21 protein-coding genes and 1 tRNA gene are annotated in these 26,421 nt (G+C 66.1%); 12 read left to right on the forward strand and 10 right to left on the reverse strand.

What is annotated here, in order from left to right; genetic code table 11:
• Positions 1 to 60: 60 nt before the first annotated feature.
• The gene (locus HQ354_RS10940) at positions 61 to 1,578 is read left to right on the forward strand and encodes an MFS transporter (RefSeq protein ID WP_308115166.1); all 1,518 of its coding nucleotides are present in this window, start codon (positions 61 to 63) and stop codon (positions 1,576 to 1,578) included.
• Here HQ354_RS10940 and HQ354_RS10945 read toward each other — a convergent pair.
• The 4 genes from HQ354_RS10945 to HQ354_RS10960 all read right to left on the reverse strand — a co-directional run bounded on the left by HQ354_RS10945 (position 1,575) and on the right by HQ354_RS10960 (position 9,414).
• Entirely contained in the window at positions 1,575 to 2,486 is a 912-nt protein-coding gene (locus tag HQ354_RS10945; RefSeq protein ID WP_167676483.1) for a cutinase family protein, read from the reverse strand. The genes HQ354_RS10940 and HQ354_RS10945 overlap by 4 nt on opposite strands.
• A gap of 238 nt (positions 2,487 to 2,724) precedes the next feature.
• Complete coding sequence (locus HQ354_RS10950; protein ID WP_114330086.1) at positions 2,725 to 4,176, reverse strand: glutamate synthase subunit beta; 1,452 nt, start codon at positions 4,174 to 4,176, stop codon at positions 2,725 to 2,727.
• Positions 4,169 to 8,758 carry a glutamate synthase large subunit gene (gltB, locus tag HQ354_RS10955; RefSeq protein ID WP_068429696.1) on the reverse strand — a complete coding sequence of 1,530 codons (4,590 nt, stop codon included), beginning with the start codon at positions 8,756 to 8,758 and terminating at the stop codon, positions 4,169 to 4,171. The genes HQ354_RS10950 and gltB overlap by 8 nt, the downstream gene beginning before the upstream one ends.
• A gap of 573 nt (positions 8,759 to 9,331) precedes the next feature.
• A tRNA-Leu gene (locus HQ354_RS10960) sits at positions 9,332 to 9,414 on the reverse strand.
• 175 nt (positions 9,415 to 9,589) lie between these two features.
• Here HQ354_RS10960 and HQ354_RS10965 point away from each other — a divergent pair.
• From HQ354_RS10965 to pknB, 7 genes are all read left to right on the forward strand, one after another.
• Positions 9,590 to 10,885 carry a DUF3662 and FHA domain-containing protein gene (locus HQ354_RS10965; protein WP_222634467.1) on the forward strand — a complete coding sequence of 432 codons (1,296 nt, stop codon included), beginning with the start codon at positions 9,590 to 9,592 and terminating at the stop codon, positions 10,883 to 10,885.
• A 154-nt stretch (positions 10,886 to 11,039) separates the two neighbouring features.
• A complete protein-coding gene (locus tag HQ354_RS10970) occupies positions 11,040 to 11,504 on the forward strand; it encodes an FHA domain-containing protein (protein WP_068429692.1) in 465 nt (154 codons plus the stop codon).
• Positions 11,501 to 12,958, forward strand: a complete 1,458-nt coding sequence (locus HQ354_RS10975) for a PP2C family serine/threonine-protein phosphatase (RefSeq protein WP_068429690.1) — start codon at positions 11,501 to 11,503, stop codon at positions 12,956 to 12,958. Before HQ354_RS10970 ends, HQ354_RS10975 begins: the two co-directional genes overlap by 4 nt.
• Positions 12,955 to 14,412 carry an FtsW/RodA/SpoVE family cell cycle protein gene (locus tag HQ354_RS10980; protein WP_068429689.1) on the forward strand — a complete coding sequence of 486 codons (1,458 nt, stop codon included), beginning with the start codon at positions 12,955 to 12,957 and terminating at the stop codon, positions 14,410 to 14,412. Before HQ354_RS10975 ends, HQ354_RS10980 begins: the two co-directional genes overlap by 4 nt.
• Positions 14,409 to 15,896, forward strand: coding sequence for a penicillin-binding protein 2 (locus HQ354_RS10985; protein ID WP_068429687.1), 1,488 nt, complete (start codon positions 14,409 to 14,411; stop codon positions 15,894 to 15,896). The genes HQ354_RS10980 and HQ354_RS10985 overlap by 4 nt, the downstream gene beginning before the upstream one ends.
• Positions 15,897 to 15,900: 4 nt before the next feature.
• On the forward strand, positions 15,901 to 17,331 hold the full coding sequence (locus HQ354_RS10990) for a serine/threonine-protein kinase (RefSeq protein WP_167676475.1): 1,431 nt from the start codon (positions 15,901 to 15,903) through the stop codon (positions 17,329 to 17,331).
• Positions 17,328 to 19,250 (forward strand): Stk1 family PASTA domain-containing Ser/Thr kinase, encoded by a 1,923-nt coding sequence (pknB, locus tag HQ354_RS10995; protein ID WP_167676473.1) that lies wholly within the window; start codon positions 17,328 to 17,330, stop codon positions 19,248 to 19,250. Before HQ354_RS10990 ends, pknB begins: the two co-directional genes overlap by 4 nt.
• Before the next feature lie 120 nt (positions 19,251 to 19,370).
• Here pknB and HQ354_RS11000 read toward each other — a convergent pair whose 3' ends face one another.
• Positions 19,371 to 20,027 carry an aminodeoxychorismate/anthranilate synthase component II gene (locus HQ354_RS11000; RefSeq protein ID WP_222634468.1) on the reverse strand — a complete coding sequence of 219 codons (657 nt, stop codon included), beginning with the start codon at positions 20,025 to 20,027 and terminating at the stop codon, positions 19,371 to 19,373.
• A 38-nt stretch (positions 20,028 to 20,065) separates the two neighbouring features.
• Positions 20,066 to 20,818, reverse strand: a complete 753-nt coding sequence (locus HQ354_RS11005) for a DUF881 domain-containing protein (RefSeq protein WP_222634469.1) — start codon at positions 20,816 to 20,818, stop codon at positions 20,066 to 20,068.
• Between the two features lie 191 nt (positions 20,819 to 21,009).
• On the opposite strand from HQ354_RS11005, the gene crgA reads away from it, so the two are divergent.
• Both crgA and HQ354_RS11015 read left to right on the forward strand, forming a co-directional pair.
• Positions 21,010 to 21,273, forward strand: a complete 264-nt coding sequence (gene crgA / locus HQ354_RS11010) for a cell division protein CrgA (RefSeq protein ID WP_222634470.1) — start codon at positions 21,010 to 21,012, stop codon at positions 21,271 to 21,273.
• A gap of 45 nt (positions 21,274 to 21,318) precedes the next feature.
• The gene (locus tag HQ354_RS11015; RefSeq protein WP_222634471.1) at positions 21,319 to 21,801 is read left to right on the forward strand and encodes a PH domain-containing protein; all 483 of its coding nucleotides are present in this window, start codon (positions 21,319 to 21,321) and stop codon (positions 21,799 to 21,801) included.
• Here HQ354_RS11015 and map read toward each other — a convergent pair.
• On the reverse strand, positions 21,798 to 22,565 hold the full coding sequence (gene map, locus HQ354_RS11020; protein WP_222634472.1) for a type I methionyl aminopeptidase: 768 nt from the start codon (positions 22,563 to 22,565) through the stop codon (positions 21,798 to 21,800). The genes HQ354_RS11015 and map overlap by 4 nt on opposite strands.
• A gap of 66 nt (positions 22,566 to 22,631) precedes the next feature.
• Between map and HQ354_RS11025 the strand changes: the two genes are divergently transcribed.
• Positions 22,632 to 22,895, forward strand: a complete 264-nt coding sequence (locus tag HQ354_RS11025) for a helix-turn-helix domain-containing protein (protein WP_068429672.1) — start codon at positions 22,632 to 22,634, stop codon at positions 22,893 to 22,895.
• A 9-nt stretch (positions 22,896 to 22,904) separates the two neighbouring features.
• On the opposite strand, the gene HQ354_RS11030 is transcribed toward HQ354_RS11025, so the two are convergent.
• Both HQ354_RS11030 and HQ354_RS11035 read right to left on the reverse strand, forming a co-directional pair.
• A complete protein-coding gene (locus HQ354_RS11030) occupies positions 22,905 to 23,804 on the reverse strand; it encodes a rhomboid family intramembrane serine protease (RefSeq protein WP_068429669.1) in 900 nt (299 codons plus the stop codon).
• Between the two features lie 29 nt (positions 23,805 to 23,833).
• On the reverse strand, positions 23,834 to 24,361 hold the full coding sequence (locus HQ354_RS11035; protein WP_068429666.1) for a peptidylprolyl isomerase: 528 nt from the start codon (positions 24,359 to 24,361) through the stop codon (positions 23,834 to 23,836).
• Between the two features lie 78 nt (positions 24,362 to 24,439).
• Here HQ354_RS11035 and HQ354_RS11040 point away from each other — a divergent pair, with 78 nt between their 5' ends.
• Positions 24,440 to 24,808, forward strand: coding sequence for a hypothetical protein (locus HQ354_RS11040; RefSeq protein ID WP_068429664.1), 369 nt, complete (start codon positions 24,440 to 24,442; stop codon positions 24,806 to 24,808).
• Between the two features lie 32 nt (positions 24,809 to 24,840).
• Here the strand turns inward: HQ354_RS11040 and HQ354_RS11045 are convergent, their stop codons facing one another.
• On the reverse strand, positions 24,841 to 26,412 hold the full coding sequence (locus tag HQ354_RS11045; RefSeq protein ID WP_222634473.1) for an alpha/beta hydrolase: 1,572 nt from the start codon (positions 26,410 to 26,412) through the stop codon (positions 24,841 to 24,843).
• Between the last annotated feature and the right edge of the window lie 9 nt (positions 26,413 to 26,421).

Here is a 26,421-nt window from a genome sequence, read left to right on the forward strand (position 1 = left end):
GGAAAGCGCCGGTACGGTCATATCGGACGCTCCACCCGGCACCCGACGCGAAGGGGAATCGTGCACGACAAGGCGACGCGGAAAGACTGGCTCGGGCTGAGTGTCCTCGTCATTCCGATCCTGCTGGTCTCGATGGATATCTCGGTGCTGTACCTGGCCTTGCCCGCGGTCACCGCGGATCTCGAGCCCAGCAGCAATCAGACGCTCTGGATTCTCGACCTGTACGGATTTCTGCTCGCGGGCCTGCTCATCACGATGGGATCGGTCGGCGACCGCATCGGCCGACGCAGGTTGCTGCTGATCGGCGCGCTCGTGTTCGGTGCGGCATCGCTCATCGCCGCATTCTCCACCTCGCCTGAGATGTTGCTCGTCGCGCGAGCCCTGCTCGGCGTCGGTGGCGCCACCATCGCGCCCAGCACGCTTTCGTTGATCCGCAACATGTTTCACGATCCCGCGCAGCGCAAGGAAGCCATCGGACTGTGGACGGCGGGCTTCGCGGGCGGCGGCGCGATCGGGCCCGTCGTCGGCGGCTTCCTGCTCGAGCATTTCTGGTGGGGTTCGGTGTTTCTCGTCAACATCCCGGTGATGGTGCTGTTGCTGGTCAGTGCGCCCCTGCTCGTCCCCGAATTCAAGGATCCCGATCCCGGGAAGTTCGATCCCCTGAGCGTCGTACTGTCGATCGCCGCGATGCTCGGGGTCGTCTATGCCATCAAGCACGGCGCGCAGGACGGACTCGACGCCGCGACCATCGGGGCCGCCGTCGGCGGGCTGATCCTCAGCTTCTTCTTCGTCAGGCGTCAGCGCCGCGGACGAGACCCGCTCATCGATGTCACCCTGTTCTCCGAACGTGCCTTCACCACAGCCGTTCTCGTGCAGTTCCTCGTCATCTTCGCGGTCACGGGTTTCAGTCTGTTCGCGTCGCAGTACCTGCAACTGGTGGTCGGACTCGGCCCGCTCGCCGCCGGCCTGTGGCTGCTCATCCCGGCCGCGGCTGCCGCAGCGGGAGCCGTCTTCTCTCCGGCCGTCAGCAAGGTCGTCCCGACGGGTGTCATCATCGCCGGTGGTCTGCTGCTGATCAGCATCGGCGCATTCACGATGACCTTCATCGAAGCCGGATCGGGACTGCCACTGCTCATCACCGGTATGACGGCGATGATGCTCGGCATCGGTGCGGCGTCGACGATGAACTCGGACATCGTTCTCACCGCAGCGGCACCGGAGAAAGCAGGTGCCGCATCGGCGTTGTCCGAGACCGGTGCCGAGCTGGGAGGCGCCGTCGGCATCGCCATCCTCGGCACGATCGGTACCACCGTCTACCGCAACCGTGTCTCCGACGCCCTACCGCCCGAGACACCACCCGAGGTCGCCGGCCCCGCGTCGGAAACCGTGGGTGGCGGTATGGCCGTCGCCGACTATCTCCCAACGCCGCTGAACGACATGCTGCGTGAGTTGGCCGCATCGAGCTTCGTCGACGGCTTCAACCTCGCCGCGGCATGGAGTGCAGCGGGAATGGGTGTCGCCGCGGTGGCCGTCTACCTGCTGCTTCGTTCGCGGCAGGCCGTCGTTGACAAGGTCTAGGCCTTGCTGCGCAGATAGTTCGCCAGCCAGGTCGTCGCGCTCGTTCCGTTCGCGTCGACGGCGTAGCTGCCGTACTCCTGGTGGATGCCGGAGCGGTAGAACGCGTCGATCTCGCGTCGACGCTGCTCGTTGGCCTGATCGGTCAGCTGGCCCTGCAGGATCGGTAGGCCGCCCGCGTCGGCGATGTCACCGAGCAGAACCTGCGCCTCCTGCCCAGCCTGCTGCAGCACGTTCGGATTCGGATCGGACGACACCGCGAGGAACCCGGCGAGGCGCGCGATGTAGTCGTCCTTCGGCGTCGAGCAATACAGATCGCCGACGGCGCAGAACGTCCGAACCACCGGGCTGACGAATCCGAAACCGCCGACCCGAGGCCCACCGACGCCGGTGCCGACGACCTCGGGCCCGACCAACGCGTCGACGTCGGAACGCTTGGGGTCGGAGATGAGTCCGACGGCGACCAACCGATCCGCGGGTACGACGCCCAGACCGCTGCCGATCGAGGCCGCGAGGTCGCCTGCCGCGTCGGCACCCTGGCTGTAGCCGATGACCGCGAGTTTCGTTGCGCCGCAACGATCCGCCATCGCCTTCAGCATGCCGCCCGCATTGGCCGTCGCGATCGCGCGTGACTCGCCGTACACGCCGCCCTCCCACGGGAACGCGGTGGCGGGGTACGACACGTACTCGGTGCGAATGTCCGCGCTCGCGATGCGATCCGTGACGGCGGTCAGCATGCCCGGCCGCGGGGCTGCGCCCGAACTGGTCTCCCACGTGCCGGGAATCGCGGCGACGTAGAGGCTGGGACAGTCGGCAGGATCGGCCGACACGGGACCGGCAGTCAGAGCAGCGGTCCCCGCGACGACGGCCGCAAGTGTTCCGACGGCAGCGACGAGCTTCTTCACACGCATTCTGGACGGCCTCACTGATACTCGGGCGTGACGTTGTCATCCGTGACAATGCCAGCCGTCCATGTCGAAACGATGCCCGTCCGGTTAACGGAGGTAACCGAAGCGCTCGCCCACGAACGCACGCCCCCCAAACGCATCGATGGACCGTAGCAACCGTCTATCGGCTGCTGCGGTCCATCGATGCCGGCCGGGAGCGGAGCCTGCGGAGTGACCCAACGATGCCCGGGGGCGGGAGAAACTACCGCTGCGGCGCCTGCGTCGGCACGATCGGCGCGGGGAGCGCCGTTGCACCCTGCAGGAACGTGTCGACAGCTGCTGCGCAGGAACGACCTTCGGCGATCGCCCACACGATGAGCGACTGGCCACGGCCCATGTCACCGGCGACGAAGACGCCGTCGACGTTGGTTGCCCATTCGTTGGTGCGCTTGACGTTGCCGCGCTCGTTCAGGTCGACACCGAGATCGGTGAGCAGACCCGGCTTCTCCGGTCCGACGAAGCCCATCGCCAGCAGGACGAGATCGGCCTCGAGCGTGAACTCGCTACCCTCGACCTTCTCGAACTTGCCGCCCTTGAACTCGACCTCGTGCGCCTCGAGCGCGGTGATCTTGCCGTCCTTGCCGACGAAACGCTCGGTGTTGACGGAGAACACGCGCTCGCCGCCTTCCTCGTGCGCGGACGCGACGCGGAACATCAGCGGGTACATCGGCCACGGCGTCGAGGTGGCGCGCTCGGCAGGCGGGCGAGCCATGATCTCGAACTGGTGGACACTCTCGGCACCCTGACGGTGCGACGTGCCGAGGCAGTCTGCACCGGTGTCACCGCCACCGATGATGACGACCTTCTTGCCCTTGGCCGACACGGGCGGCTCGGCGTAGTCGCCCTGCTGCACACGGTTGGCGTGCGGCAGGAACTCCATCGCCTGGTAGATGCCCTCGAGCTCGCGGCCTTCGATCGGCAGGTCGCGCCACGCGGTGGCACCACCGGACAGCACGACGGCGTCGAACTGCGCGCGCAGCTCGTCGGCGGTGATGTCGACACCGACGTTGACGCCGGTACGGAACACCGTGCCCTCGGCCTCCATCTGAGCCAAACGGCGGTCGATGTGGCGCTTCTCCATCTTGAACTCGGGAATGCCGTAGCGCAGCAGACCACCGATGCGGTCGGCACGCTCGAACACCGTGACGGTGTGGCCGGCGCGCGTGAGCTGCTGTGCCGCAGCCAATCCCGCGGGACCGGAACCGACGACGGCGACCGTCTTGCCGGTCAGATGCGTCGGATAGACCGGAGCGACCCAGCCTTCCTCGAACGCCTTGTCGATGATCTCGACCTCGACCTGCTTGATGGTGACCGGATCCTGGTTGATGCCCAGGACGCACGACGCCTCACACGGCGCCGGGCACAACCGACCGGTGAACTCCGGGAAGTTGTTGGTCGCGTGCAGACGGTCGATGCTCTCGCGCCAGCGATCCTTGTAGACCAGGTCGTTCCACTCGGGGATCAGATTACCGAGGGGGCAACCGTTGTGGCAGAACGGAATTCCGCAGTCCATGCAGCGGCTGGCCTGTGTCCGCAGGGTGTCCTTCGAGAAGTCTTCGTAGACCTCTTTCCAGTCCATCAGACGCAGGTCGACCGGCCGACGCTTCGGCAGTTCGCGGACGGTGTTCTTCAGAAATCCCTGTGGGTCACCCACGAGCTGCCTCCATGATCGCCTCGTCCACGTCCGCGCCCGACTTCTCGGCCTCGGAGATGGCAAGCAGTACCTTCTTGTAGTCGCGCGGCATGACCTTCACGAAATGGTTCACCTGCTGTGACCAGTCCGCCAGGATGCGTTCTGCGACTGCGGATCCCGTTTCCTCGTGGTGACGGGTGACGATGTCCTTGAGCCACGTGAACTCGTCGCCCTCGAGCTCCTCGATGTCGACCAGCTCGGTGTTCAGGTTTGCCTCGAACGTCTTGTTCGGGTCGAACACGAACGCCACGCCACCGGACATACCGGCGCCGAAGTTGCGTCCCGTCTCACCGAGAATGACGACCTTGCCGCCGGTCATGTACTCGCAACCGTGGTCGCCGACGCCCTCGACGACGGCCACCGCACCGGAGTTACGGACGGCGAAACGCTCGCCGACGACGCCGCGGATGAGAGCCTCACCCTGTGTCGCACCGAACAGGAAGACGTTGCCACCGATGATGTTGTCCTCGGCGACGAAGCCCTCGGGAGCGTTCAGCGACGGGCGCACGATGATGCGTCCACCCGACAGACCCTTGCCGACGAAGTCGTTGGCGTCGCCGTGCAGGCGCAGGGTCATGCCCGACGGAACGAAGGCACCGAAGCTGTTGCCCGCCGAACCGGTGAACGTGATGTCGATCGTGTTGTCGGGCAGGCCGACTCCGCCGTACGCCTTGGTCAGCTCGTGTCCGAGCATGGTGCCGACCGTGCGGTTGACGTTCGTGATCTTGGTTTCGAACGTGACCTTCTCGCCCTTGTCGAGAGCGTTACGGCTTTGGACGATGAGCTGCTGGTCGAGAGCCTTCTCGAGTCCGTGATCCTGGACGCCCGTGTTGTAGAGGTCCTGGTTCATGAACGCGGATTCGACCTCGTCGAGGATCGGCGACAGATCGAGCTTCGACGCCTTCCACGCTTCCTTGGCAGCGGTCGTGTCGAGCAGCTGGACCTGGCCGATGGCCTCGTTCAGCGTGCGGAAGCCGAGCTCTGCGAGGAGCTCGCGAACCTCTTCTGCGATGAACATGAAGAAGTTCTCGACGAACTCCGGTTTGCCGGCGAAACGCTTGCGCAGCACGGGGTTCTGCGTCGCGACACCCACCGGGCAGGTGTCGAGGTGGCAGACGCGCATCATGATGCAGCCCGACACGACGAGAGGTGCTGTGGCGAAACCGAACTCCTCACCACCGAGCAGTGCGGCAACCATGACGTCGCGACCGGTCTTGAGCTGGCCGTCGACCTGGACGACGATGCGGTCGCGAAGTCCGTTGAGCAGCAACGTCTGCTGGGTCTCGGCGAGGCCGAGCTCCCAGGGTCCACCGGCGTGCTTGACCGACGTCAGCGGCGTGGCTCCCGTGCCACCGTCGTGACCGGAGATCAGGACGACGTCGGCGTGCGCCTTCGAGACACCTGCTGCGACGGTTCCGACACCGACCTCGGAGACCAGCTTCACGTGGATGCGTGCCTCGGGGTTGGCGTTCTTCAGGTCGTGGATCAGCTGCGCGAGATCCTCGATCGAGTAGATGTCGTGGTGCGGCGGCGGCGAGATCAGGCCGACGCCGGGCGTCGAGTGCCGAACCTCGGCGACCCACGGGTACACCTTGTGCGCCGGAAGCTGGCCGCCCTCACCGGGCTTCGCTCCCTGCGCCATCTTGATCTGGATGTCGGTGCAGTTGGTCAGGTAATGCGAGGTGACACCGAAGCGTCCCGACGCGACCTGCTTGATGGCACTGCGTCGCCAGTCGCCGTTCTCCTCCGGCTCGAAGCGCGAGACGTCCTCGCCGCCCTCACCCGAGTTCGACCGTCCACCAAGGCGATTCATCGCGATGGCGAGGGTCTCGTGCGCCTCGGCCGAGATGGAGCCGTAGCTCATCGCACCCGTCGAGAAGCGCTTGACGATCTCCGATGCCGGTTCGACCTCGTCGATCGAAATCGGCTGGCGCTCTTCGGTCTTGAAACGGAACAGGCCACGCAGCGAGGCGAGACGCTCGGACTGGTCGTCGACCATCTTCGTGTATTCCTTGAAGATGTCGTACTGACCCGTGCGAGTCGAGTGCTGCAGCTTGAACACGGTGTCGGGGTTGAAGAGGTGGTACTCACCTTCCCGACGCCACTGGTACTCGCCGCCGGTCTCGAGCTCGCGGTGAGCACGCTCCTGGCGGTTCTCCAGGTACGCGACGCCGTGGCGCGTGGCGACGTCCTGCGCGACCTGCTCCAGGTCGATGCCGCCCAGGTGGCTGTTGAGGCCGGTGAAGTACTCGTCGACGAGCTCCTGCGACAGGCCGATGACCTGGAACAGCTGCGCACCGGTGTACGACGCCAGCGTCGAGATGCCCATCTTGGACATCACCTTCAGGACACCCTTGCCTGCTGCCTTGATGTAGTTGGCGACGGCCTTGTCGAACTCGATGCCGGTGAGTGCGCCGCGCTCGATCATGTCCTCGATGGACTCGAAGGCCATGTACGGGTTGACCGCTGCCGCACCGAAACCGATGAGCAGAGCCATGTGGTGCACCTCGCGGGCGTCACCGGACTCGATGATCAGACCGACCTTGGTGCGCGTCTTCTCGCGGACCAGGTGATGGTGCACAGCCGAGGTCAGCAGCAGCGACGGGATCGGCGCGAGCTTCTCGCTCGACTCGCGGTCGGACAGCACGATGATGCGTGCGCCACCGGAGATCGCGGCAGACACCTGAGAACGGATGGCCTCCAACGACTTCCGGAGCCCTTCACCACCCTCGGCGACGGGGTACAGACCACGCACGACGACCGAACGCAGTTCGTCCTGGGTGCCGTCGTCGTTGATGTGAACGAGCTTGGCCAGATCGTCGTTGTGCAGGATCGGCTGAGGAAGCACGATCTGCTTGCACGCGTCGGGGCCCGGGTTGAGCAGGTCGCCCTCGGGTCCGATGGTGCCACCGAGACTGGTGACGATCTCTTCGCGGATCGCGTCGAGCGGCGGGTTGGTGACCTGCGCGAACAGCTGCGAGAAGTAGTCGAACAGCATGCGCGGGCGCGCCGACAGGACGGCGATCGGGGTGTCGGTTCCCATCGAACCGATTGCCTCGGCACCGGTCTTCGCCATCGGCGAGACGAGGACGTTCAGCTCTTCGGTGGTGTAACCGAAGATCTGCTGACGGATGAGGACGCGATCGTGCGGCATGTGCACGTGCGGGCGATCCGGCAGATCGTCGATCGAGGTCAGACCCTCGTCGAGCCACTGCTGGTACGGATGCTCGGCAGCAAGCTCGTCCTTGATCTCGTCGTCGGAGACGATGCGTCCCTGCGCGGTGTCCACGAGGAACATGCGACCGGGCTGCAGACGGACCTTCTTGACGACCTTCGCCGGATCGATGTCGAGGACGCCGACCTCGGACGCCATGACGACGAGGCCGTCCTCGGTGACCCACAACCGGCTGGGGCGCAAGCCGTTTCGGTCGAGAACCGCGCCGATGACGGTGCCGTCGGTGAAGCAGACCGATGCAGGTCCGTCCCACGGCTCCATGAGCGACGAGTGGTACTGGTAGAACGCCCGACGAGCGGGGTCCATGGACTCGTGACGCTCCCAGGCCTCGGGAATCATCATCAGGACCGCGTGCGGAAGGCTGCGTCCGCCGAGGTGCAGCAGCTCGAGGACCTCGTCGAACCGAGCGGTGTCACTGGCACCGTGGGTGACGACGGGGAAGATCTTCTCGAGCGCCTCGGAACCGCCGAACACGTCGGAGGCGATCAGAGCCTCGCGAGCGCGCATCCAGTTCTCGTTGCCGGTAGCGGTGTTGATCTCGCCGTTGTGGGCGACGCGTCGGAACGGGTGCGCCAGCGGCCACGACGGGAACGTGTTGGTGGAGAAGCGGGAGTGGACCAGACCGAGAGCACTCTCGAGCCGATCGTCCTGCAGATCCAGGTAGAAGCCCTTGAGCTGAGGCGTCGTCAGCATGCCCTTGTAGACGAACGTCTGCGACGACAGCGACGGGAAGTAGACGGTCTCGCGACCGGGAACGTCCTTGCCTGCACCCTCTTCACCGAGCTCGTGCTCGATGCGCTTGCGAATCACGAAAGCGCGGCGCTCGAGTTCCAGGTCGGTAACGGAGAAGTCAGGGGCGGCGAAGAACAACTGACGGAACGTCGGCATCGCGTCGCGCGCAAGTGCACCGAGGGAGGAGTCGTCGGTGGGGACCTCACGCCAGCCGAGGACCTGCATGCCCTCGTCCTCGACGATTCGAGCCACGTCGTCGCACGCACGCGCAGCGTCCTTCTTGCCCTGCGGCAGGAACGCAACTCCGGTGGCGTACGCGCCTTCGGCGGGCAGCTCGAAATCGACAACGGCACGGAAGAAGGCGTCCGGTACCTGGATGAGGATTCCGGCGCCGTCACCGGTGTTCGGCTCGGAGCCGGCGGCGCCCCGATGTTCGAGATTGACCAGCGCGGTGATGGCCTTCTCGACGATGTCTCGACTACGACGACCATGCATGTCCACGACGAACGCGACACCACAGGAGTCGTGCTCGTTACGGGGGTCGTAGAGGCCTTGCGGGCCCGGAGTGTGCTTCATACCTAGCCTTCGGATAAGTCCAGCCTTCAAGTACGTCGGATCGGCTCGGCACGAATTGCCGGCCGTCGCGGACGGCTCTTCGGTGCCGTTCGCCGTTGAAGCAGCACCCCCGGATCGACGATCTTCGACTAACCTCGAGCGGGTGGGCTCCGGTGTAGTTCGCAGCGTCGTACGGGCGGATCGGGCATCGGGTACGCCGGTCCAACCACAAACGATAAGTCAGTACCTAGCCCACCTCGCAAATTAGGTATACCTATTCAGGCCCTCTACCTGGTGTTTCGTGATTTCTCACGTCGCTCACAGCGCCCCCCTGCGCTCGAAAATGCATGCGTCGTAACCACCCTCGGCACGGAAACTACTCCCACGGGGGTCCACGCGCACCGAGATCCGCGCTCTGGGGCGGGATTTGGGGAAATTACACACCTGTGGTTTCGCCGCGTCGCACAGGCACGTGCATTCGTGGGAGAAGGCAGAGTTTGCCGGGCTCGCACCGGGGGTATGAAGCGGCGGGCTGTGGACAATCCCAGAAATGACAACTGGCCGCAGCGATCGAATCAGCTGCGGCCAGTGTTGTGGGCGGAGGGGGACTTGAACCCCCACGTCCCGAAGGACACTGGCACCTGAAGCCAGCGCGTCTGCCATTCCGCCACCCGCCCGGGCGACGTCGAAAACACTAACACGCACATCCGGCAGCGATGAAATCGCGTCGTTACCAGCCCATCGGCGGCGACGCCCGGCAACCGGCAACGTATATCATGCTTGAACGACGACCTCGAGCCGACACGCGCTCGTCGGTCACAGGAGGATCGAGACCGGGAGGAGAGGTCACCCATGGGCATTGTCCAGCGCTTCGAGCGAAAGTTGCAGGGAGCGGTCGGTGACGTGTTCGCCCGCGTGTTCGGCGGCGGTGTGGTTCCGCAAGAAGTGGAAGCCGCGCTTCAGCAGGAGGCGTCGGACCGAGTCACACAGCTCGAGAGTGGCCATTACCTCGCACCGAACAGCTATGTGATCACCATCAACAGTTCCGATCACGACGAACTGGCTGCCGACCGAGATCTGACGGTGAAGGCGTTCTCCCGTCACCTCGGCGATTACATCCGAGATCAGGGCTGGCAGACGTACGGCGACGTGGCAGTCAGATTCGAACCGTCACCCACTCTGCACACCGGACAATTCCGGGCCAGTGGTTCGGTGGATCCCGATGTGGGACGATCACCGACTGCAACCGCACGACCTCCGCGCCCGTCAGCCCCACCCCAGTCGACATCAGGAGCCGGCCCAATGACGCAGAACCCAGGCTACGACCCCAACCGCGATCCGGCCGACGGCTCTCGCCAGGATCCGCGGAGTCGTGGCGGATACCCGGCACCCGGGCAGGATTCGCGGTACGCGCAGCAGAACGGCTACGACGCGCAGGGACGCGACCAGGGCTACCGCAACGGCACGCCTTACCCGGGCAACGCGCCTCAGGACGATCGCTACGACCCGCAGTCGTACGACCAGGGCTCCTACGAGCGGGGTTACGACCAGCAGGCGTACGGACAGCAGGCCTACTCCGACCAGAACTACGCCGACCAGGGCTACGGCCAGCAGGCGTACCCGGAGCAGAACTACGGCCAGCAGGCCTACGAGGGCCAGGGTTACGCCGATCAGGGCTACGGCCAGCAGGCCTACTCGGACCAGAACTACGATCAGACGGCCTACGAGGGCCAGCGCTACGACCAGCAGGGGCGCCAGGGCTACCAGCAGCAGCCGTCGTACGACTACCCGCCGCAGCCGCAGGGCGGCTACCAGCAGGGCGGCTACCGCTACGACGAGCCCACGTACGGCGACAGCCAGGGCTTGACGGCGACGCTGCAGCTCGAGGACGGCAGCGGCCGCTACTTCCAGCTACGCGACGGCCAGAACATCATCGGCCGCGGCCAGGACGCTCAGTTCCGCCTGCCCGACACCGGCGTGTCCCGTCGCCACGTGGAAATTCGATGGGACGGACGCGTCGCGATGCTGTCGGATCTCGGCTCGACCAACGGCACGACCGTCAACGGCGCTCCGGTGCAGGACTGGCAGCTCGCCGACGGCGACGTCATCCGCGCCGGACACTCCGAGATCTTGGTCCGCATCGTTTAAACGGCCCCACCAGTATGGTGATCTCCACACGCAGCTTCACCCTAGGATGCTGCGTGAGATGCCGTGTCCGCACGACGGGCACGGCCACGGGGGCCGAATTCGGGGCTCGTCTCACCGTGAACGAACAAGATGGTGGCGAAGGAGGTGGACGGCTGTGCAGGGCTTGATTCTGCAGCTGACCCGAGCAGGCTTTCTACTGTTGCTGTGGTTCTTCGTCTGGGCCGTCCTCCGGACCCTTCGTAGCGACATCTACGCAGCGTCCGGCATGCGGATGCCCGCGCGGTACACGGGTGGCTCGAAGGTGCTCCCGTCGTTCTCCAAGCAGAAGGTTGCCAAGAATCTCGTGGTAACGCAGGGCGGTCTCGCCGGAACCCGCATTTCACTCGGCACGCAGCCGGTTCTGATCGGCCGAGCCGACGACTCGACGCTCGTGCTGACCGACGACTACGCGTCGACCCGTCATGCTCGCCTGTCGCCACGCGGCGGCGACTGGTACGTCGAGGATCTCGGTTCGACCAACGGCACCTACCTGGATCGCGCCAAGGTCACCACCGCCGTCCGCGTTCCGCTGGGCACGCCGGTGCGCGTCGGCAAGACCGTGATCGAGCTGCGCCCGTGACTCTGGTACTCCGCTATGCGGCCCGCAGCGATCGCGGACTGGTCCGTTCGAACAACGAAGATTCCGTCTATGCCGGTGCGCGCCTGTTGGCACTCGCCGACGGTATGGGCGGCCATGCGGCAGGCGAGGTCGCGTCGCAGTTGATGATCGCCGCGCTGGCGCATCTCGACGACGACGAACCGGGCGACGATCTGCTCGGCAAGCTCGAGGCAGCGACGCGCGAAGGCAACGCGTCCATCGCCGACCAGGTCGAGGACGAGCCAGAGCTCGACGGCATGGGTACGACCCTGACCGCAATTCTGTTCGCGGGCAAGAAGATCGGGCTCGTGCACATCGGCGACTCCCGTGCCTACATGTTGCGCGAGAAGAAGCTGACGCAGATCACCCGCGACGACACGTTCGTGCAATCGCTCGTCGACGAGGGACGCATCACGCCGGAACAGGCGCACACGCACCCACAGCGATCGTTGATCATGCGTGCGTTGACCGGCAACGAGATCGAGCCGACGCTCACCGTGCGCGAGGTTCGTGCCGGGGACCGCTACCTCCTGTGTTCCGACGGCCTGTCCGACGTGGTCAGCGACGAGACCATCGAGAACACGATGAACGAGGGCGACTCCGGTGAATGCGCCGACCGCCTCATCGAACTCGCGCTGCGCAGCGGTGGACCGGACAACGTGACGGTCGTCGTCGCCGACGTCATCGACCTCGACTACGGGCAGAGCCACCCGATCCTCGGCGGCGCTGCCAGCACCGAGGACGAAGAGGACTCCCCTCCCCCCAACACCGCTGCCGGACGCGCCGCGGCGATGCGGCCTCCGCGCGCGACACCCAAGCGGATCACGACGCCCCCGCCCGAGCCCGAGAAGAAGTCGCACAAGCTGCGGTGGACTCTCGTCGCGCTCGCCGTCGTCGCGCTGCTCGTGGGCGGCGCGTTCGTCGCCAACACGCTGATCCGAAACAACTACTACGTCGGTGAGGACACGGGCCGCGTCGCCGTGCTGCGCGGCGTGCCCGGATCCATCCTGGGCTATTCGCTGCAGTCCGTACACACCATCGGCTGCCTCGACGCCGAGGGCGCGTTGACGTTGACGGCGCCGGACACCGCGCCGAGCGACTGCGACGCCTTCGAGATCGACGACTTGGCACCGGCTGCGCGCGAGCAGGTTCGCGCCGGACTGCCGTCGGGACGGCTCGAGGACGCGAACGGTCAGATGTACCGCCTCGCCGACGGTGATCTGTTGCCTCCGTGCGAAGCGACCACCGAGACGGCGACGCCGACACCCACCCCGAACCAGCCGGTGACGACGCCGGAACCCGGGGCACCTCCCGTGGTTCCGACCACGGATGCTCCGCCGGCGCCGGAGGCACCGCAGCCGCCGGTCACGACCGTCGAACCCACTCCCTCGGTGCCTCAGGTGGCGGGTCAGAACTGCAGGGCCGGTACCGGATGAGTTCCAATCCATCTGTGGGCGCGTCGTTTCCGAGTCCACCGGGAGGATTCGCTCCTGCTCCGGTGCAGTCGAACCGTCGCAACGTCGAGTTGTTGCTTCTCGGTGCCGCGGTCCTGATCACGACGCTGTCGTTGATTCTGGTCGAAGCGAGCCAGGAACAAACCATCACGTGGGACATCGCGAAGTACGGACTCGCCTACCTCGCACTGGTCTCCGTGGCGCACTTGGCCGTTCGTCGGTTCGCGCCGTACGCGGATCCGTTGTTGCTGCCCATCGTGGCGTTGCTGAACGGACTCGGCCTCGTGTTGATCCATCGCCTCGATCTGGCGGATCAACAGACGGCCGCCTATCTGGGACAGGAGATTCCGTCACCCGACGCGACCCAGCAGGTGCTGTGGACGACGCTGGCGATCGCAGGTTTCATCGCCCTGCTCGTTCTGTTGCGCGATTACCGCACGTTGGCTCGCTACAGCTACACCGTCGGGCTCGCCGGCCTGGTGTTGCTGGCCATCCCCGCGATCCTGCCGTCGGCGTTCTCCGAGGTCAACGGATCGAAGATCTGGATTCGGTTGCCCGGCTTCAGTCTTCAGCCCGGTGAGTTCGCGAAGATCCTGCTGCTGATCTTCTTCGCGTCGCTCCTCGTCGCCAAGCGTGAACTGTTCACCACGGCGGGCAAACACGTCCTCGGCATGGACTTCCCGCGTGCACGCGACCTGGGTCCGATCCTGCTGGTGTGGATCGTGTCGGTCGGCGTTCTCGTGTTCGAGAAGGACCTGGGCACGTCGCTGCTGATCTTCGGCACGGTGCTGGTCATGATCTACATCGCGACCGAACGTGTCGGCTGGTTGATCATCGGCTTCGGCTTGCTCCTCGTCGGATTCCTGTTCGCGTACCAGGTGTTCGGACACGTCAAGATTCGTACCGACACGTGGCTGCACCCGTTCGACGACTACAACGACACCGGCTACCAGATCGTGCAGTCGATGTTCAGCTTCGCGACCGGTGGCCTCGCGGGCACGGGCCTGGGCAGCGGACGGCCGTCGCAGGTGCCGTTCGCGAAGACCGACTTCATCATCGCCACCGTCGGCGAGGAGCTCGGTCTGATCGGTCTCGCGGCCGTGCTGATCCTGTACCTGGTCTTCATCATCCGTGGCCTGCGGACCGCCCTCGCCGTCCGCGACAGCTTCGGCAAACTGCTGGCTGCGGGCCTGTCGTTCACCATCGCCATCCAGCTGTTCGTCGTCGTCGGCGGCGTCACCAAGCTCATCCCGCTGACCGGCCTGACGACGCCGTATCTGTCCTACGGAGGATCGTCTCTGCTCGCCAACTATCTGCTGCTCGCGCTTCTGATCAAGATTTCCGACGCCGCCCGTGAACCCGCGACGCCGAAGAAGAAGCCGGCTCCGGCCGCGCCGATCGCCGACGCACCGACCGAGATGGTGAAGCGCAAGTGAACACTCCCCTCCGGCGCGTCTCCATCGCCGTCATGGTGATGGTCGTCGCCCTTCTCGCCAACGCCACCTATCTGCAGGTCATCAAGGCGGACGATCTGCGCAGCGACCCGCGGAACTCTCGCGTCCTTCTCGACGAGTACTCCCGCCAGCGCGGGCAGATCTCGGCAGGCGGTCAGGTGCTCGCCGCGTCCGTCGCCACCGACGACCGCTACAAGTACCTGCGCACGTACCCGCCGAACCCGCTGTCGACGTCGAGCCCGTTGGCCAACGCTCCGGTCACCGGCTTCTACTCGATGCTGTTCTCGAGCAGCGGACTCGAACGCAGCGAGGACGAGGTGCTCAACGGATCCGACGACCGCCTGTTCGGCCGTCGACTGTTCGATTTGATTTCCGGTCGCGATCCTCGAGGTGGCAACGTCGTCACCACGATCGATCCCGTCGTCCAACAGGTCGCGTACGACCAGCTGACCTCGCGCGGATACACCGGTTCCGTCGTCGCGATCGAGCCGTCGACCGGCAACATCCTCGCGATGGCGTCGACACCCAGTTACGACCCGAACACTCTCGCCAGCCACGACGGCGAGCAGACGACGGCAGCGTGGGACGCCCTCAACGCCGACCCGGACAAGCCGCTGCTCAATCGCGCGATCTCGGCGACGTACCCGCCGGGTTCGACGTTCAAGGTTCTGGTCACCGCTGCAGCACTCGAAGAGGGCGCGACGCCGGACGATCAGCTCACCGCCGCACCGAACATCACGCTGCCCGGTACCGAGACGACCCTCGAGAACTACAACGGCAGCACGTGTGGCGGGGCACCGACCGCGTCGCTGCGGGAAGCGTTCGCCCGGTCGTGCAACACCGCCTTCGTGGAGCTCGGCATCAAGACGGGTGCCGACGCGTTGCGCGACACGGCGTCTGCGTTCGGCATCGGTTCCGAGACGACGTCCGTACCGCTGCCCGTCGCAGACAGCACGATCGGTTCGATTCCCGACGACGCCGCCCTGGGCCAGACGAGCATCGGCCAGCGCGACGTGGCGCTGACGCCGTTGCAGGACGCGATCATCGCGGCGACCGTCGCCAATGGCGGAGTCCGCATGGCACCGCACATGGTCGCGCAACTGCAGTCCCCCGACCTGTCGGATCTGGCGACGACGACGCCGCAGTCCGAAGGGCAGGCGATCAGCCCCGAGACTGCTGCGACGCTGACGTCGCTGATGGTCGGCGCCGAGAACAACGCCGGATCCGAAGGCAAGATCCCCGGCGTGCAGATCGCGTCGAAGACCGGAACGGCCGAGCACGGCACCGACCCGAGGAACACGCCTCCGCACGCGTGGTACATCGGGTTCGCACCCGCCGACAACCCCAAGATCGCGATTGCCGTCATCGTCGAGGACGGCGGCGACCGGGCACTCGCTGCGACGGGTGGCTCGGTGGCCGCCCCGGTGGGACGCGCCGTCATCGCGGCCGGATTGCAGGGGAGGTGACGTCATGCCGTTGAGCAACGGTGCACTGATCGCACAGCGCTACCGACTGATCCGACTCATCGCCACGGGTGGCATGGGTCAGGTCTGGGAAGCGATGGACACCAGGCTGGACCGTAAGGTCGCCGTCAAGGTCCTCAAGGCCGAGTTCTCCGAGGATCCGGAGTTCCTGCAGAGGTTCCGGTTCGAGGCGCGAACGACCGCCCAGCTCAACCATTCCGGCATCGCAGGCGTCTACGACTACGGCGAGACCAGGGACGAAGCAGGCGAGTCGCTCGCGTACCTCGTCATGGAACTCGTCAACGGAGAACCGCTCAACGCGGTGCTCGGACGCGTCGGCCGACTGCCGCTCGGTCATGCCCTCGACATGCTCGAGCAGACCGGTCGAGCGCTGCAGGTCGCGCACTCCACGGGCGTCGTGCACCGCGACGTCAAGCCCGGCAACATCATGATCACGCCTGCAGGGCAGGTGAAGATCACCGACTTCGGTATCGCGAAGGCCGTCGACGCATCACCCGTCACCAAGACCGGCATGGTCATGGGCACGGCCCAGTACATCGCACCCGAGCAGGCTCTCGGCAGCGAAGCGACCGCGGCCAGCGATGTCTATTCGCTCGGTGCCGTCGGCTACGAGGCGTTGTCGGGATCGCGGCCGTTCACCGGCGAAGGCGCCCTGACGGTGGCGATGAAGCACGTCCGCGAGATGCCTGCGCCGCTCCCGACCGACCTTCCGCCGCACGTGCGCGAGCTCATCGAGATCACGATGGCCAAGGATCCCGTCGCGCGCTACTCCAACGGCGGAGAGTTCGCCGACGCCGTAGCCGCCGTCCGCGCGGGCCGTCGCCCACCTGCCCCCGGCAACGGACGAGGACCGGGAACCGGACGCGTGATGATGCCCGGTGTCGTCGCACCCAGCAGTACGCAGATGATGCCGACGTCGCAGAACCAGTACTCGGGACCGCAGACCGGCGCGGCCGTTACACCGCCGCAGGACGAGAAGTCCGGCATGACGAGTGCGCAGAAGGCGCTCGCGTGGGGCGGTGCCGGTCTGCTCGTTCTCGCGCTGCTGATCGGTGGGTTCGTCCTGTTGAACGGGCGTGACGACACGCCCGCCCCGTTCACGCCGCCGACGACGACCACCGCACGGCCTACGACCACGACGACCACCGTCGAACCGACGACCGAGCCGCCGACCACACGGCCGACGACCACGACTGCGGAACCGACGACCACCACCCCCGAGCCGACCACCACCACACCCGAACCCACCACGACGACGCAGCCGCCGACGACGACAGCTGCTCCGACGACCACGACGGGTGGCGGCTTCACCTTGCCCAGCTTCACGTTGCCCGGGCTGCCGGGCGCAGGCGACGAGGACAGCCAGGGCGAGGAACCCTCGAACCCCTTCATGCCAGATCGACAAGGACAGCGATGACGACTCCCCGCAATCTCTCATCCCGGTACGAGCTGGGCGAGATTCTCGGCTTCGGTGGCATGTCCGAGGTCCATCTGGCGCGCGACGAACGACTGGATCGCGACGTCGCCATCAAGGTTCTGCGTGCCGATCTCGCGCGTGACCCTACGTTCTACCTGCGATTCCGCCGTGAAGCTCAGAACGCGGCAGCACTCAACCACCCGGCCATCGTCGCCGTGTACGACACCGGTGAGGCCGAAACCGAGGCCGGACCGCTGCCGTTCATCGTCATGGAGTACGTGGACGGGCACACCCTGCGCGACATCGTGCGCGCCGAAGGCCCGATGGCACCGCGTCGTGCGATGGAAGTGATCGCCGACGTCTGTGCCGCGCTCGACTTCAGCCACCGCAACGGCATCGTGCACCGCGACGTCAAACCCGCGAACGTGATGATCAACAACGCGGGTGCGGTCAAGGTGATGGACTTCGGCATCGCCCGAGCCATCGCCGACAGCTCGAGCCCGATGACGCAGACCGCCGCGGTGATCGGCACGGCACAGTATCTGTCGCCCGAGCAGGCCAGGGGCGAGCAGGTCGACGCGCGTTCCGACGTCTACTCCCTCGGCTGCGTCCTGTACGAAGTGCTCACCGGCGAGCCGCCGTTCAAGGGTGACTCACCCGTCGCCGTCGCGTACCAGCACGTCCGCGAAGATCCGCAGCTGCCGTCGCGCGTCAACCCGTCGGTGCCGCGTGAACTGGACTCCATCATCTTGAAGGCGATGGCGAAGAACCCGGCGAACCGGTACCAGACCGCCGCCGAGATGCGGACCGACCTCGTCCGTGTTCTCGGTGGGCAGCGACCGAGTGCGCCCACGGTCATGAACGACGAGGACCGCACGACGATCCTCGGCTCGATGGATTCGCGTTCGTCGCACAGCTCCGAATCGCGGGCCGTGTCGACGTCCGGGGGACGGCATTCCGACGGCCGCGACGACCAACCGAAGCGACGCGGACTCCGCATCGCGTTGTTCACCCTCGCCGCAGTCGTCGTCATCGGCATCGTCGGCGCGTTCCTGTGGTCGCTCGGTCCCGGATCGAGTCCGGACCGCGTGTCCATTCCCGACGTCACCAACCTGTCCTCGTCCGACGCCGAATCGCGCCTGCTCGAGGCGGATCTGCGCGTCGCCATCCAGGAGAAGGCCGACGCGACCGTCCCCGCAGGCAACGTCATCACGACGCGGCCGGGCGCCGGCTCCCAGGTCGACTCGAAGAGCACCGTCAACCTCGAAGTGTCGACGGGCCCAGAGCAGGTGCAGGTACCGCAGCTGAACGGCAAGACGCAACAGCAAGCCGCGCAGGCCCTGTCCGCGCTCGGGCTCGAACTCGACGGAAACGTCGGGCGAGCAACGTCGACGCCGGAGAACCTCGACAAGGTCGTCGACCAGAACCCGTCGTCCGGTGTGAGTATCACGGTCGGTTCCGCGGTTCGAGTGACGCTCGGAAGCGGGCCGGCTCAGGTTCGCGTGCCCGACGTCGTCGGACAACAGCTCGAGGTGGCACAGCCGAACATCGAAGGCGCCGGATTCAAGGTGCAGGTCGAGAACATCGACTCGAGTCAGCCCGCCGGGCAGGTCGTGTCGACGTCGCCCACGGGTGGATCGAACGCCACGGACGGCGACACGATCACCCTGCGCGTGTCCAACGGCGACAAGATCCCGATGCCGGACCTGCTCGGACTGACGCCGACGCAGGCACGGGATGCGCTCGAGGCCGCCGGGTGGACGGGTACCAGCTCGAGCATCACCTCGACGAACCAGAGCACGCTCGACCCGACGCTCGTCGGCAAGGTCGTCAATCAGGCCGAGCCCGCCGGGTCGGAGATCACGAAGCAGCAGAGCCTGAGCATCAGCGTCGGCACGTTGGGAATCCCGCCGCGATAGTGCGCTCCGCCGCCTCGATGGGTCGTTCCTGCAGGCTCCACTCCCGGCTTCGCCGCCTCGATGGGTCGTTCCTGCAGGCTCCACTCCCGGCCGTGCGCGAATAGTTGGAACCTGGGCCGACTAAGCGCGCACGGGTGGCGCAGCCGCACTCGCGACCTGCGCCTCGAGCTCGCGGACCAGACCGTCGTTCAGCTCCATGCCGCACACCGCGAGCCAGTTCGCCAGCATCCGGTGACCGCCCTCGGTGAGGATCGACTCGGGGTGGAACTGGACACCGTGGATCGGCAGCTCGCGGTGACGCATCGCCATGACCAACCCGGTATCGGTGCGGCCGGTGACCTCGAGAACGTCGGGAACCGTGTCGGCCAGAACCGTCAGCGAGTGATACCGCGTCGCAGTGAACGGTTCCTCCAGGCCGGCCAGCACGCCTTCTCCCGAATGATGAACCTTGCTGGTCTTGCCGTGCAGCAATTCCGGTGCACGGTCGACGGTACCGCCGAACGCAGCACCGATCGCCTGGTGGCCGAGGCACACCCCGAGCAGAGGCGTGCGTACTTTCGCAGCAGCTTCGACCAGGTCCATCGTCGCGCCCGCTCGCTGCGGCGTACCCGGTCCCGGGCTCAGCAGAATGCCGTCGAACTCTTCGGCGACGGCGTCGCGGTCGGCGAGCCGAGCGTCGTCGTTGCGCCACACCGTCGCGTCGACCCCCAGCTGCCCGAGGTACTGCACGAGGTTGAAGACGAAGCTGTCGTAGTTGTCGACGACCAGGATGCGCATACGGCAAGGATAGGCGAGCCGCTCGGCACGAGCCGACGTCACCTCGCGGGCTGAGCGAACCGCGTCCGGACGACGCCCGTGTAGCCCGGCACCGAGAGCTCGTCCGCCGATCTCGCCTCGTATCCGAGCCCGTACCGCTGCGCGTACTGCTGGTACACGCGGACGCCCCGGTCGTTGTCGAGTGCCGCCGTCAGTCTTCGAGGATCGCCGAGGGCGGTGACGACGTACGGCGGACTGTAGGTGCGGCCACCGAGCAGCAGCGTGTTCCCGATGCATCTGGGTGCGATCTCGCTGACGATCCGTTGGTCCTGCATCGCGATCGCCGACGCGCCCCCGGTCCACAGCGCGTTCAATACGCTCTGAACGTCCTGTTGATGAACGACGAGGTCGTCAGGTCTCGCGTCGGTCGCGTAACGGCCGTCGGCGCCGCGCGACGCGTCGGTCAGCGTGACGACGACGCCCGCGCCCGACTCGGGGTGCAAGCCCGCCGCACCGCCCAGCGCGTCGGACTGTGCGAGGGCGTCGCCCACCTCGGCGTCTCGTGAACCGGCCGAGCTCTGCAACTCCTCGAGCCGACGCGTCAGCTCGGCGCGGGTGGTCTCGGCTTCGTCGGTGCTGCTCTGCGCGCCCCGTACGAGGTCCGACACCCGGGTCGTGTCCGACCTGCGGATTTCGTCGCCCGCTGAGATCTGCCTGGTCGTCGCGAGCAGGATTCCGGTCACGACGCACACGACGACCACCATGATCTGCCAGACGCGGTCCGTCGGACGCTGTCGGTGATGGTCGGTCATGTCGAAAGTCCGGTGCTCTCCCCAGAGAAAGTCCTGCGCTAGCGTGTACTTGACGAGTATCGCCACGTGCGACGCTCTCTCCGCAAGCAGACGCTACCCGCTCGCGCGCACAGGCGTTGTCCACAGTCTGTCCCATGGTTGTCCACAGGCGAGACGACGTCCGCGAGCAACGACGACGAAGGGGTTCACCCATGCCCAAATCGAAGGTTCGCAAGAAGAAGGACTACACGGTCGCCCCGGCGACCCGCACGCCCGGCTCCGTGAAAACGGGCCCGTCCAGCACCCTCTACGTGTCGGTCATGCTCGGATTGATGCTGGTAGGGCTTCTGTGGCTGCTCGTCTACTACCTCGCTGCCGAGAACCTTCCGTGGATGGACGCACTCGGTGCGTGGAACTTCCTGATCGGTTTCGGATTCATGGTCGTCGGGCTCGTCATGACCATGCGGTGGCGATGACGACGGGACGTTCCCGCCTAGTTACACACATGTCATTCACTAACAATGTGGATAACTACTGTGGATAAGTCTTCGAACCATCCACAGGATGTGCACAACCTGTCCTGGGCGACGCCGATGGCCGCAGTGATCGCACTCGCGGTCGGCGGATTCGTGCTGGTCATCGTCGCGTTCGTCACAGATGTCGATCCTGCCGGCCGGTTTCTCGTGTCGGCTGCAGCCCTCGGCCTGTGGATAATTGCCGGATTGGCAGCATTCCAGCGGCCGCGGCTGTGGATAGACGGTGGATCGTTGTCGATGAAGCGTCTGTCGGGGGTGCACACCTACCGAGCCGACGAGGTCAGCCGGATCAAGCTCGTCCGCTACCCACGCCTGGGTCGACGCGTCCCGATGCTCGAACTCGATCTCCGCCGAGCCGGCGAGGACGACGACCGGCTCGTCATCCTCGGTCGCTGGGACCTCGGCGCCGATCCACGAGACGTGTACGACGCACTCGAGCAACATGGGTTCGTGCCACCGCATCGTTAGATGCGGGTGAGCACCTCCACGCCGTCCTCGGTGGTGGCGATCGTGTGCTCGCTGTGTGCGGTCCGGCACCCGGTCGCGCTACGCAGAGTCCAGCCGTCGTCGTCGGTGACCAGTTCGTCGGTGTCCACCATGACCCACGGTTCGAGGGCAAGGAGAAGTCCCGGTCGAAGCGTGTATCCACGGCCGGGGCGTCCGGTGTTCGACACGTGCGGATCCTGATGCATCGTCGACCCGATGCCGTGACCGCCGAATTCGGTGTTGACCGAGTAGCCGGCGTCGTGAAGCACGGTTCCGATGGCGTGCGAGACGTCTCCCATGCGCACCCCCGGCCCCGCGGCCGCGATACCCGCGGCGAGTGCGCGTTCGGTCGCGTCGATCAGCGCGACGCTCTCCGCAGGCCGCGCGTCGCCGACGATGAAACTGATCGCGGAATCAGCAGCGAGACCACCGGTGATCACGGCCAGATCGAGTGACAGCAGATCGCCGTCGGCAAGCGTGTAGTCGTGTGGCTTGCCATGCAGCACAGCGTCGTTCACCCCGGTGCAGATGTAGTGCCCGAACGGTCCGCGGCCGAACGACGGCGCATAGTCGACGTAGCAGGACTCGGCGCCCGCGCCCAGAATCATCTCTTTCGTCCACCGATCGATGTCCAGCAGGTTGGTTCCGACGGTGGCCCGTTGCTTCATCGTCTGCAGGATCTCGGCGACGAACGCGCCTGCTTTCCTCGCCTGCGGCAGCTGGCTGGGACTCAGAATCTCGATCATGGGGCGCCTTCCTCGTGAAACCAATAACTATCCCGGTCATATTATCCCGGTATTAGTATTGGCGACATGGTCAGGTTGCCACTCACGCCCGTGGAGGTCGAGCGAGGTCAGCGTCTCGGCTCCCTCCTGCGTCGAGCTCGAGGCTCTCGTTCGATGCTCGAGACCGCCCTCGATGCAGGGGTGTCACCGGAAACTCTGAGGAAGATCGAATCGGGCCGGGTCGCGACGCCCGCGTTCCCGACCATCGCGGCCATCGCCGACGTCCTCGGCCTGTCGCTCGACGAGGTGTGGACGGAGATCAACGCTCCCGCGGCGCGCGAAGCGTCGTAGACGTCGGTTCTAGATACCCATCTGGGCACGGATGTCGAGGATGCGCACCGCGATGATCGCCAGGGCGACGACCGCAACCGCGGCAACTCCCGCCCACGCCACCTTCGGCGACCGCGTGCGGCTCGGCAGAAACACGACGGCTGCGGTAGCGGCGGCTCCTGCTACGAGCCCGCCCATGTGTCCCCACAGCGAGATCCCCGGGATCGAGATGCTGATGACGATGTTGAGACCGATGATGACCAGGACCGGCGTCGGGCTGCGCTTCAGTCGCAGCAGCACGACGGCCTGAGCACCCAGAAGACCGAAGATCGCACCCGACGCGCCCACCGTGACGGCGCCGGGCGACTCGAGGACCAGCACCGACGCACTGCCGCCGAGCAGCGACACGACGTACACCGCGACGTAGCGGGCCTTACCGAGGATCGCTTCGAGATCGCGACCGATGATGTACAGCGCGAACATGTTCACGAGCAAGTGGATGGGCCCGTAGTGCAGGAATCCGCTACCGATGACGCGTTGGACGTCGCCGGTGGCGACAAGAGGCGCGTACAGAGCCCATTGCTGGAAGAGCGCGGACCCGCGAGTGTTCTCCATCAACGAGCCGGACTGTGCGGCGGTGACCGCGAAGGCCAGCACGTTGAGGCCCATGATGATGTACGTGACCAGGCCGTACCTGGACGACGCAGGCGCGCCGACGACGGTACGCACCGGCGCGGCCGACCGGTTGGCGGCCTGAATGCAGTCGACGCAGTGCTGACCGACCGCTGCCGGGCGCAGACACTCCGGGCAGGCGGGTCTGCCACAACGCGAGCAGGCAAGACCCGTGGGTCGATCGGGATGCCGAACGCACCTCGACTGAGGTGGGGTGGGCTGATCGCCGGGCGCGCCACCCCAGCCGGGGTTCGTCATGTATCGAGTTCCTTCTGTGGGAGAAACCGTCAGGAAATCGTGATGCTGTTGATCTTGACCTCGTCCACCGGACGGTCGCCGCGGCCGACAGCGGTACCGGAGATCTCGTCGACGACCTTCTTCGACGCCTCGTCGGTGACCTCGCCGAAGATGGTGTGGCGACGGTTCAGGTGGGGCGTCTTCACCGTGGTGATGAAGAACTGCGAGCCGTTGGTGCCCGGGCCTGCGTTGGCCATGGCCAGCAGGTAGGGGCGGTCGAACGACAGTTCCGGGTGGAACTCGTCGCCGAACTTGTAGCCCGGTCCGCCGGTTCCGGTGCCCGTCGGGTCACCGCCCTGGATCATGAAGTTGTCGATGACGCGGTGGAAGATCGCGCCGTCGTAGAACGGGCCGGAGTTTCCGCCGGACGCGTTGGTGGTCGTGTACTCCTTCGAGCCGTCGGCGAGGCCGACGAAGTTCTCGACCGTCTTCGGCGCGTGATTGCCGAACAGTTCGATGACGATGTCGCCGCGGTTGGTGTGCAGCGTTGCCGTGGATGTCTTGTTTGGTGAAGTCACACCACCATCGTGCCATTGTCGCCGCTCCTCGTGGCCGGGTGCCGGGGCATGACTGCCTCTATATGGAACAGTGGTGTCATGACCAGCACATCGAAGGTTCGCGACGTCGCCGTCGGCACGGGTGGCAATTTGCTGCATGCTGCGAGGATCGCCAGCACCGGACCTGCCGGTATCGGTGCCGCAGTCGCTACGCGGGGCTACTCGCTCGCCCGCACCGAGCTCGCGCGTCGGAAGAAGGCGAAGAAGCAGAAGGCGCGGTCGACGGCGGGTGTGTCCCGACGGACTCGCCGTCTGGTCGTCTTCGGAACCTTGTTCGGTGCTGCAGCAGGTGCGGCCTTCCTCGCCACCAAGCGTCGACGGACCGTCCAGCCTCCCGCCGACGCGCCGCCCAGCCTGTCCGATTACGCCGACGACACCCCACGCATCGTCGAGACACCGCAGGTCTGAACGGGTCATTGCTGCGGGCTTCACTCCCGGCTCTAGTCCAGTCCTGCAACCACCCGAGCAATCGCGTGCTGCGACGTCGTGCCGTCGGTGAAGTAGTCGCTGTGCCCGTCCGACGCGCGCAAACCGCCTGCTGCCGTGGTGGGCAACTCCTCGACTCCTGCGAGTTCGCTCGGATCGGCACCGAACACACCGAGATCGACGACGACGTCGCCGGCCGCCTCGCCGACGTGGAGGTGCCCGGGCGGGATCGACAGTTCGTGCACGGTCCCGACGCCGAGGCCCGGCGAGCCCACCGAGACGAACTCGTCGACACCGGTCGCCGACGCGTCGCGCACCGCATGTGCCGCGGTCAGCGAGCCGTACGAGTGTCCGAGCAGCGACAGGTGCGGGTCGCTGCGTCTCGACGCGTCGAGGCCGTCGAGGAACGTGGTGAGCCTGGCACCACCGGCGACGGCAGCGCCCGCGCCGACGACGGAACGGTTCGGGTCGAACAGACTCCAGCCGGTGTGTGGCGTCGAGTAATTCATCCACGTCACCACCGCGGCCGTGTCGTTCGACGGAAGCTGTTGTCGCACAGCTCTTTCGAGCGCATCCATGTCGCCGTCGTACCGAATCAGGTCGCTCTGCACGTCGGAGTTCATTCCCGGGACGAACACCGCTACATGGGTTGCCGTGTCGACGTCACCCACCGCGACAGCGGCCAACGTGTCGTCGGCGGAGTGATTGTCGAGCACCAGCAGTTGCCTGTTTCCCTTCGCAAGAGTGGTCGCGACGGCGTCCAACGCGGCCAGCCTTTTCTCGGTCTGCGCGAGCCCTGCGTCGGCGTTGCTGAATGCTCCTCCGAACTTGTTGCCTTGCAATTCTTTTCGTAGTTCGTCGACGACTTCCGCGAGCCGTGTTCGCTCCTGGGCGAGCACGCGACGGTTCGCCGCGTCGCGAACGTGGGCCGGAATGCCGTCGAGATTGCCCAGCAGTTCCGGTCGACGCACCAGGAATTCGGTCCGTTCGGCCTGAGTCGCCGCGTCCCAGAAAGCCGCGTTCGCCGCCGGCGTTCCGGGCACCGGAGGGTCCACTGTGGCCTGTCGCGTCCGATCCTCGCCGTTCTCGCACCGGTTCAACGACGCTGCGGTACGTCCGTCCAATTCCTCGGCCCGAGCGAGCAATGCGACGGCTCGTTCCTCGAGCTCCCGCCGAATCCGCAGTCGGTCGCGGGCGATACCCCAGGCATCAGCGGCAGCACTCGTGTACATCGGGAGGCCGTCGACCACGGTGCCGTCGGAACCGATGGACATCGACGTGCCGTCCGCGTCGGCTGCGCACTCACGGACCGCATGCGTCAGCGGATACATCGCGATGGCCATCTCGTCCAGGCACCGACCGACGGCGCTCAGCACTCGGGCACGTTCGCCGACATCGCTTTCGAGGCCGTTCATCGCCGCACGGGCAGCATCTGCGGCCGGACCGTGCCAGTCGAGCTGTTTCAGTAAGCCCGCCAGATCCACACTTCGGTCGTCCATGCTTTTCGACGAGTCACGGATGCGCCGGGCGAGGACGCCGACCTCCGACGGATTCCAGTTTCGAACATCCCCCCACGCCAACGACATGCCGCCCCC

The organism is Rhodococcus sp. BP-261 (genome assembly GCF_019835205.1).
In the GTDB taxonomy this organism is placed as follows: domain Bacteria; phylum Actinomycetota; class Actinomycetes; order Mycobacteriales; family Mycobacteriaceae; genus Rhodococcoides; species Rhodococcoides kyotonensis_B.

Excerpts from the sequence above, each read along its gene's own strand:
- HQ354_RS10945 (WP_167676483.1), bottom strand. The coding sequence starts at position 2,486 with ATGCGTGTGAAGAAGCTCGTCGCTGCCGTCGGAACACTTGCGGCCGTC.
- gltB (WP_068429696.1), bottom strand. The coding sequence starts at position 8,758 with ATGAAGCACACTCCGGGCCCGCAAGGCCTCTACGACCCCCGTAACGAG.
- HQ354_RS10965 (WP_222634467.1), top strand. The coding sequence starts at position 9,590 with ATGGGCATTGTCCAGCGCTTCGAGCGAAAGTTGCAGGGAGCGGTCGGT.
- HQ354_RS10980 (WP_068429689.1), top strand. The coding sequence starts at position 12,955 with ATGAGTTCCAATCCATCTGTGGGCGCGTCGTTTCCGAGTCCACCGGGA.
- HQ354_RS10990 (WP_167676475.1), top strand. The coding sequence starts at position 15,901 with ATGCCGTTGAGCAACGGTGCACTGATCGCACAGCGCTACCGACTGATC.
- pknB (WP_167676473.1), top strand. The coding sequence starts at position 17,328 with ATGACGACTCCCCGCAATCTCTCATCCCGGTACGAGCTGGGCGAGATT.
- HQ354_RS11000 (WP_222634468.1), bottom strand. The coding sequence starts at position 20,027 with ATGCGCATCCTGGTCGTCGACAACTACGACAGCTTCGTCTTCAACCTC.
- HQ354_RS11005 (WP_222634469.1), bottom strand. The coding sequence starts at position 20,818 with ATGACCGACCATCACCGACAGCGTCCGACGGACCGCGTCTGGCAGATC.
- crgA (WP_222634470.1), top strand. The coding sequence starts at position 21,010 with ATGCCCAAATCGAAGGTTCGCAAGAAGAAGGACTACACGGTCGCCCCG.
- HQ354_RS11015 (WP_222634471.1), top strand. The coding sequence starts at position 21,319 with ATGTGGATAACTACTGTGGATAAGTCTTCGAACCATCCACAGGATGTG.
- map (WP_222634472.1), bottom strand. The coding sequence starts at position 22,565 with ATGATCGAGATTCTGAGTCCCAGCCAGCTGCCGCAGGCGAGGAAAGCA.
- HQ354_RS11025 (WP_068429672.1), top strand. The coding sequence starts at position 22,632 with ATGGTCAGGTTGCCACTCACGCCCGTGGAGGTCGAGCGAGGTCAGCGT.
- HQ354_RS11030 (WP_068429669.1), bottom strand. The coding sequence starts at position 23,804 with ATGACGAACCCCGGCTGGGGTGGCGCGCCCGGCGATCAGCCCACCCCA.
- HQ354_RS11040 (WP_068429664.1), top strand. The coding sequence starts at position 24,440 with ATGACCAGCACATCGAAGGTTCGCGACGTCGCCGTCGGCACGGGTGGC.
- HQ354_RS11045 (WP_222634473.1), bottom strand. The coding sequence starts at position 26,412 with ATGTCGTTGGCGTGGGGGGATGTTCGAAACTGGAATCCGTCGGAGGTC.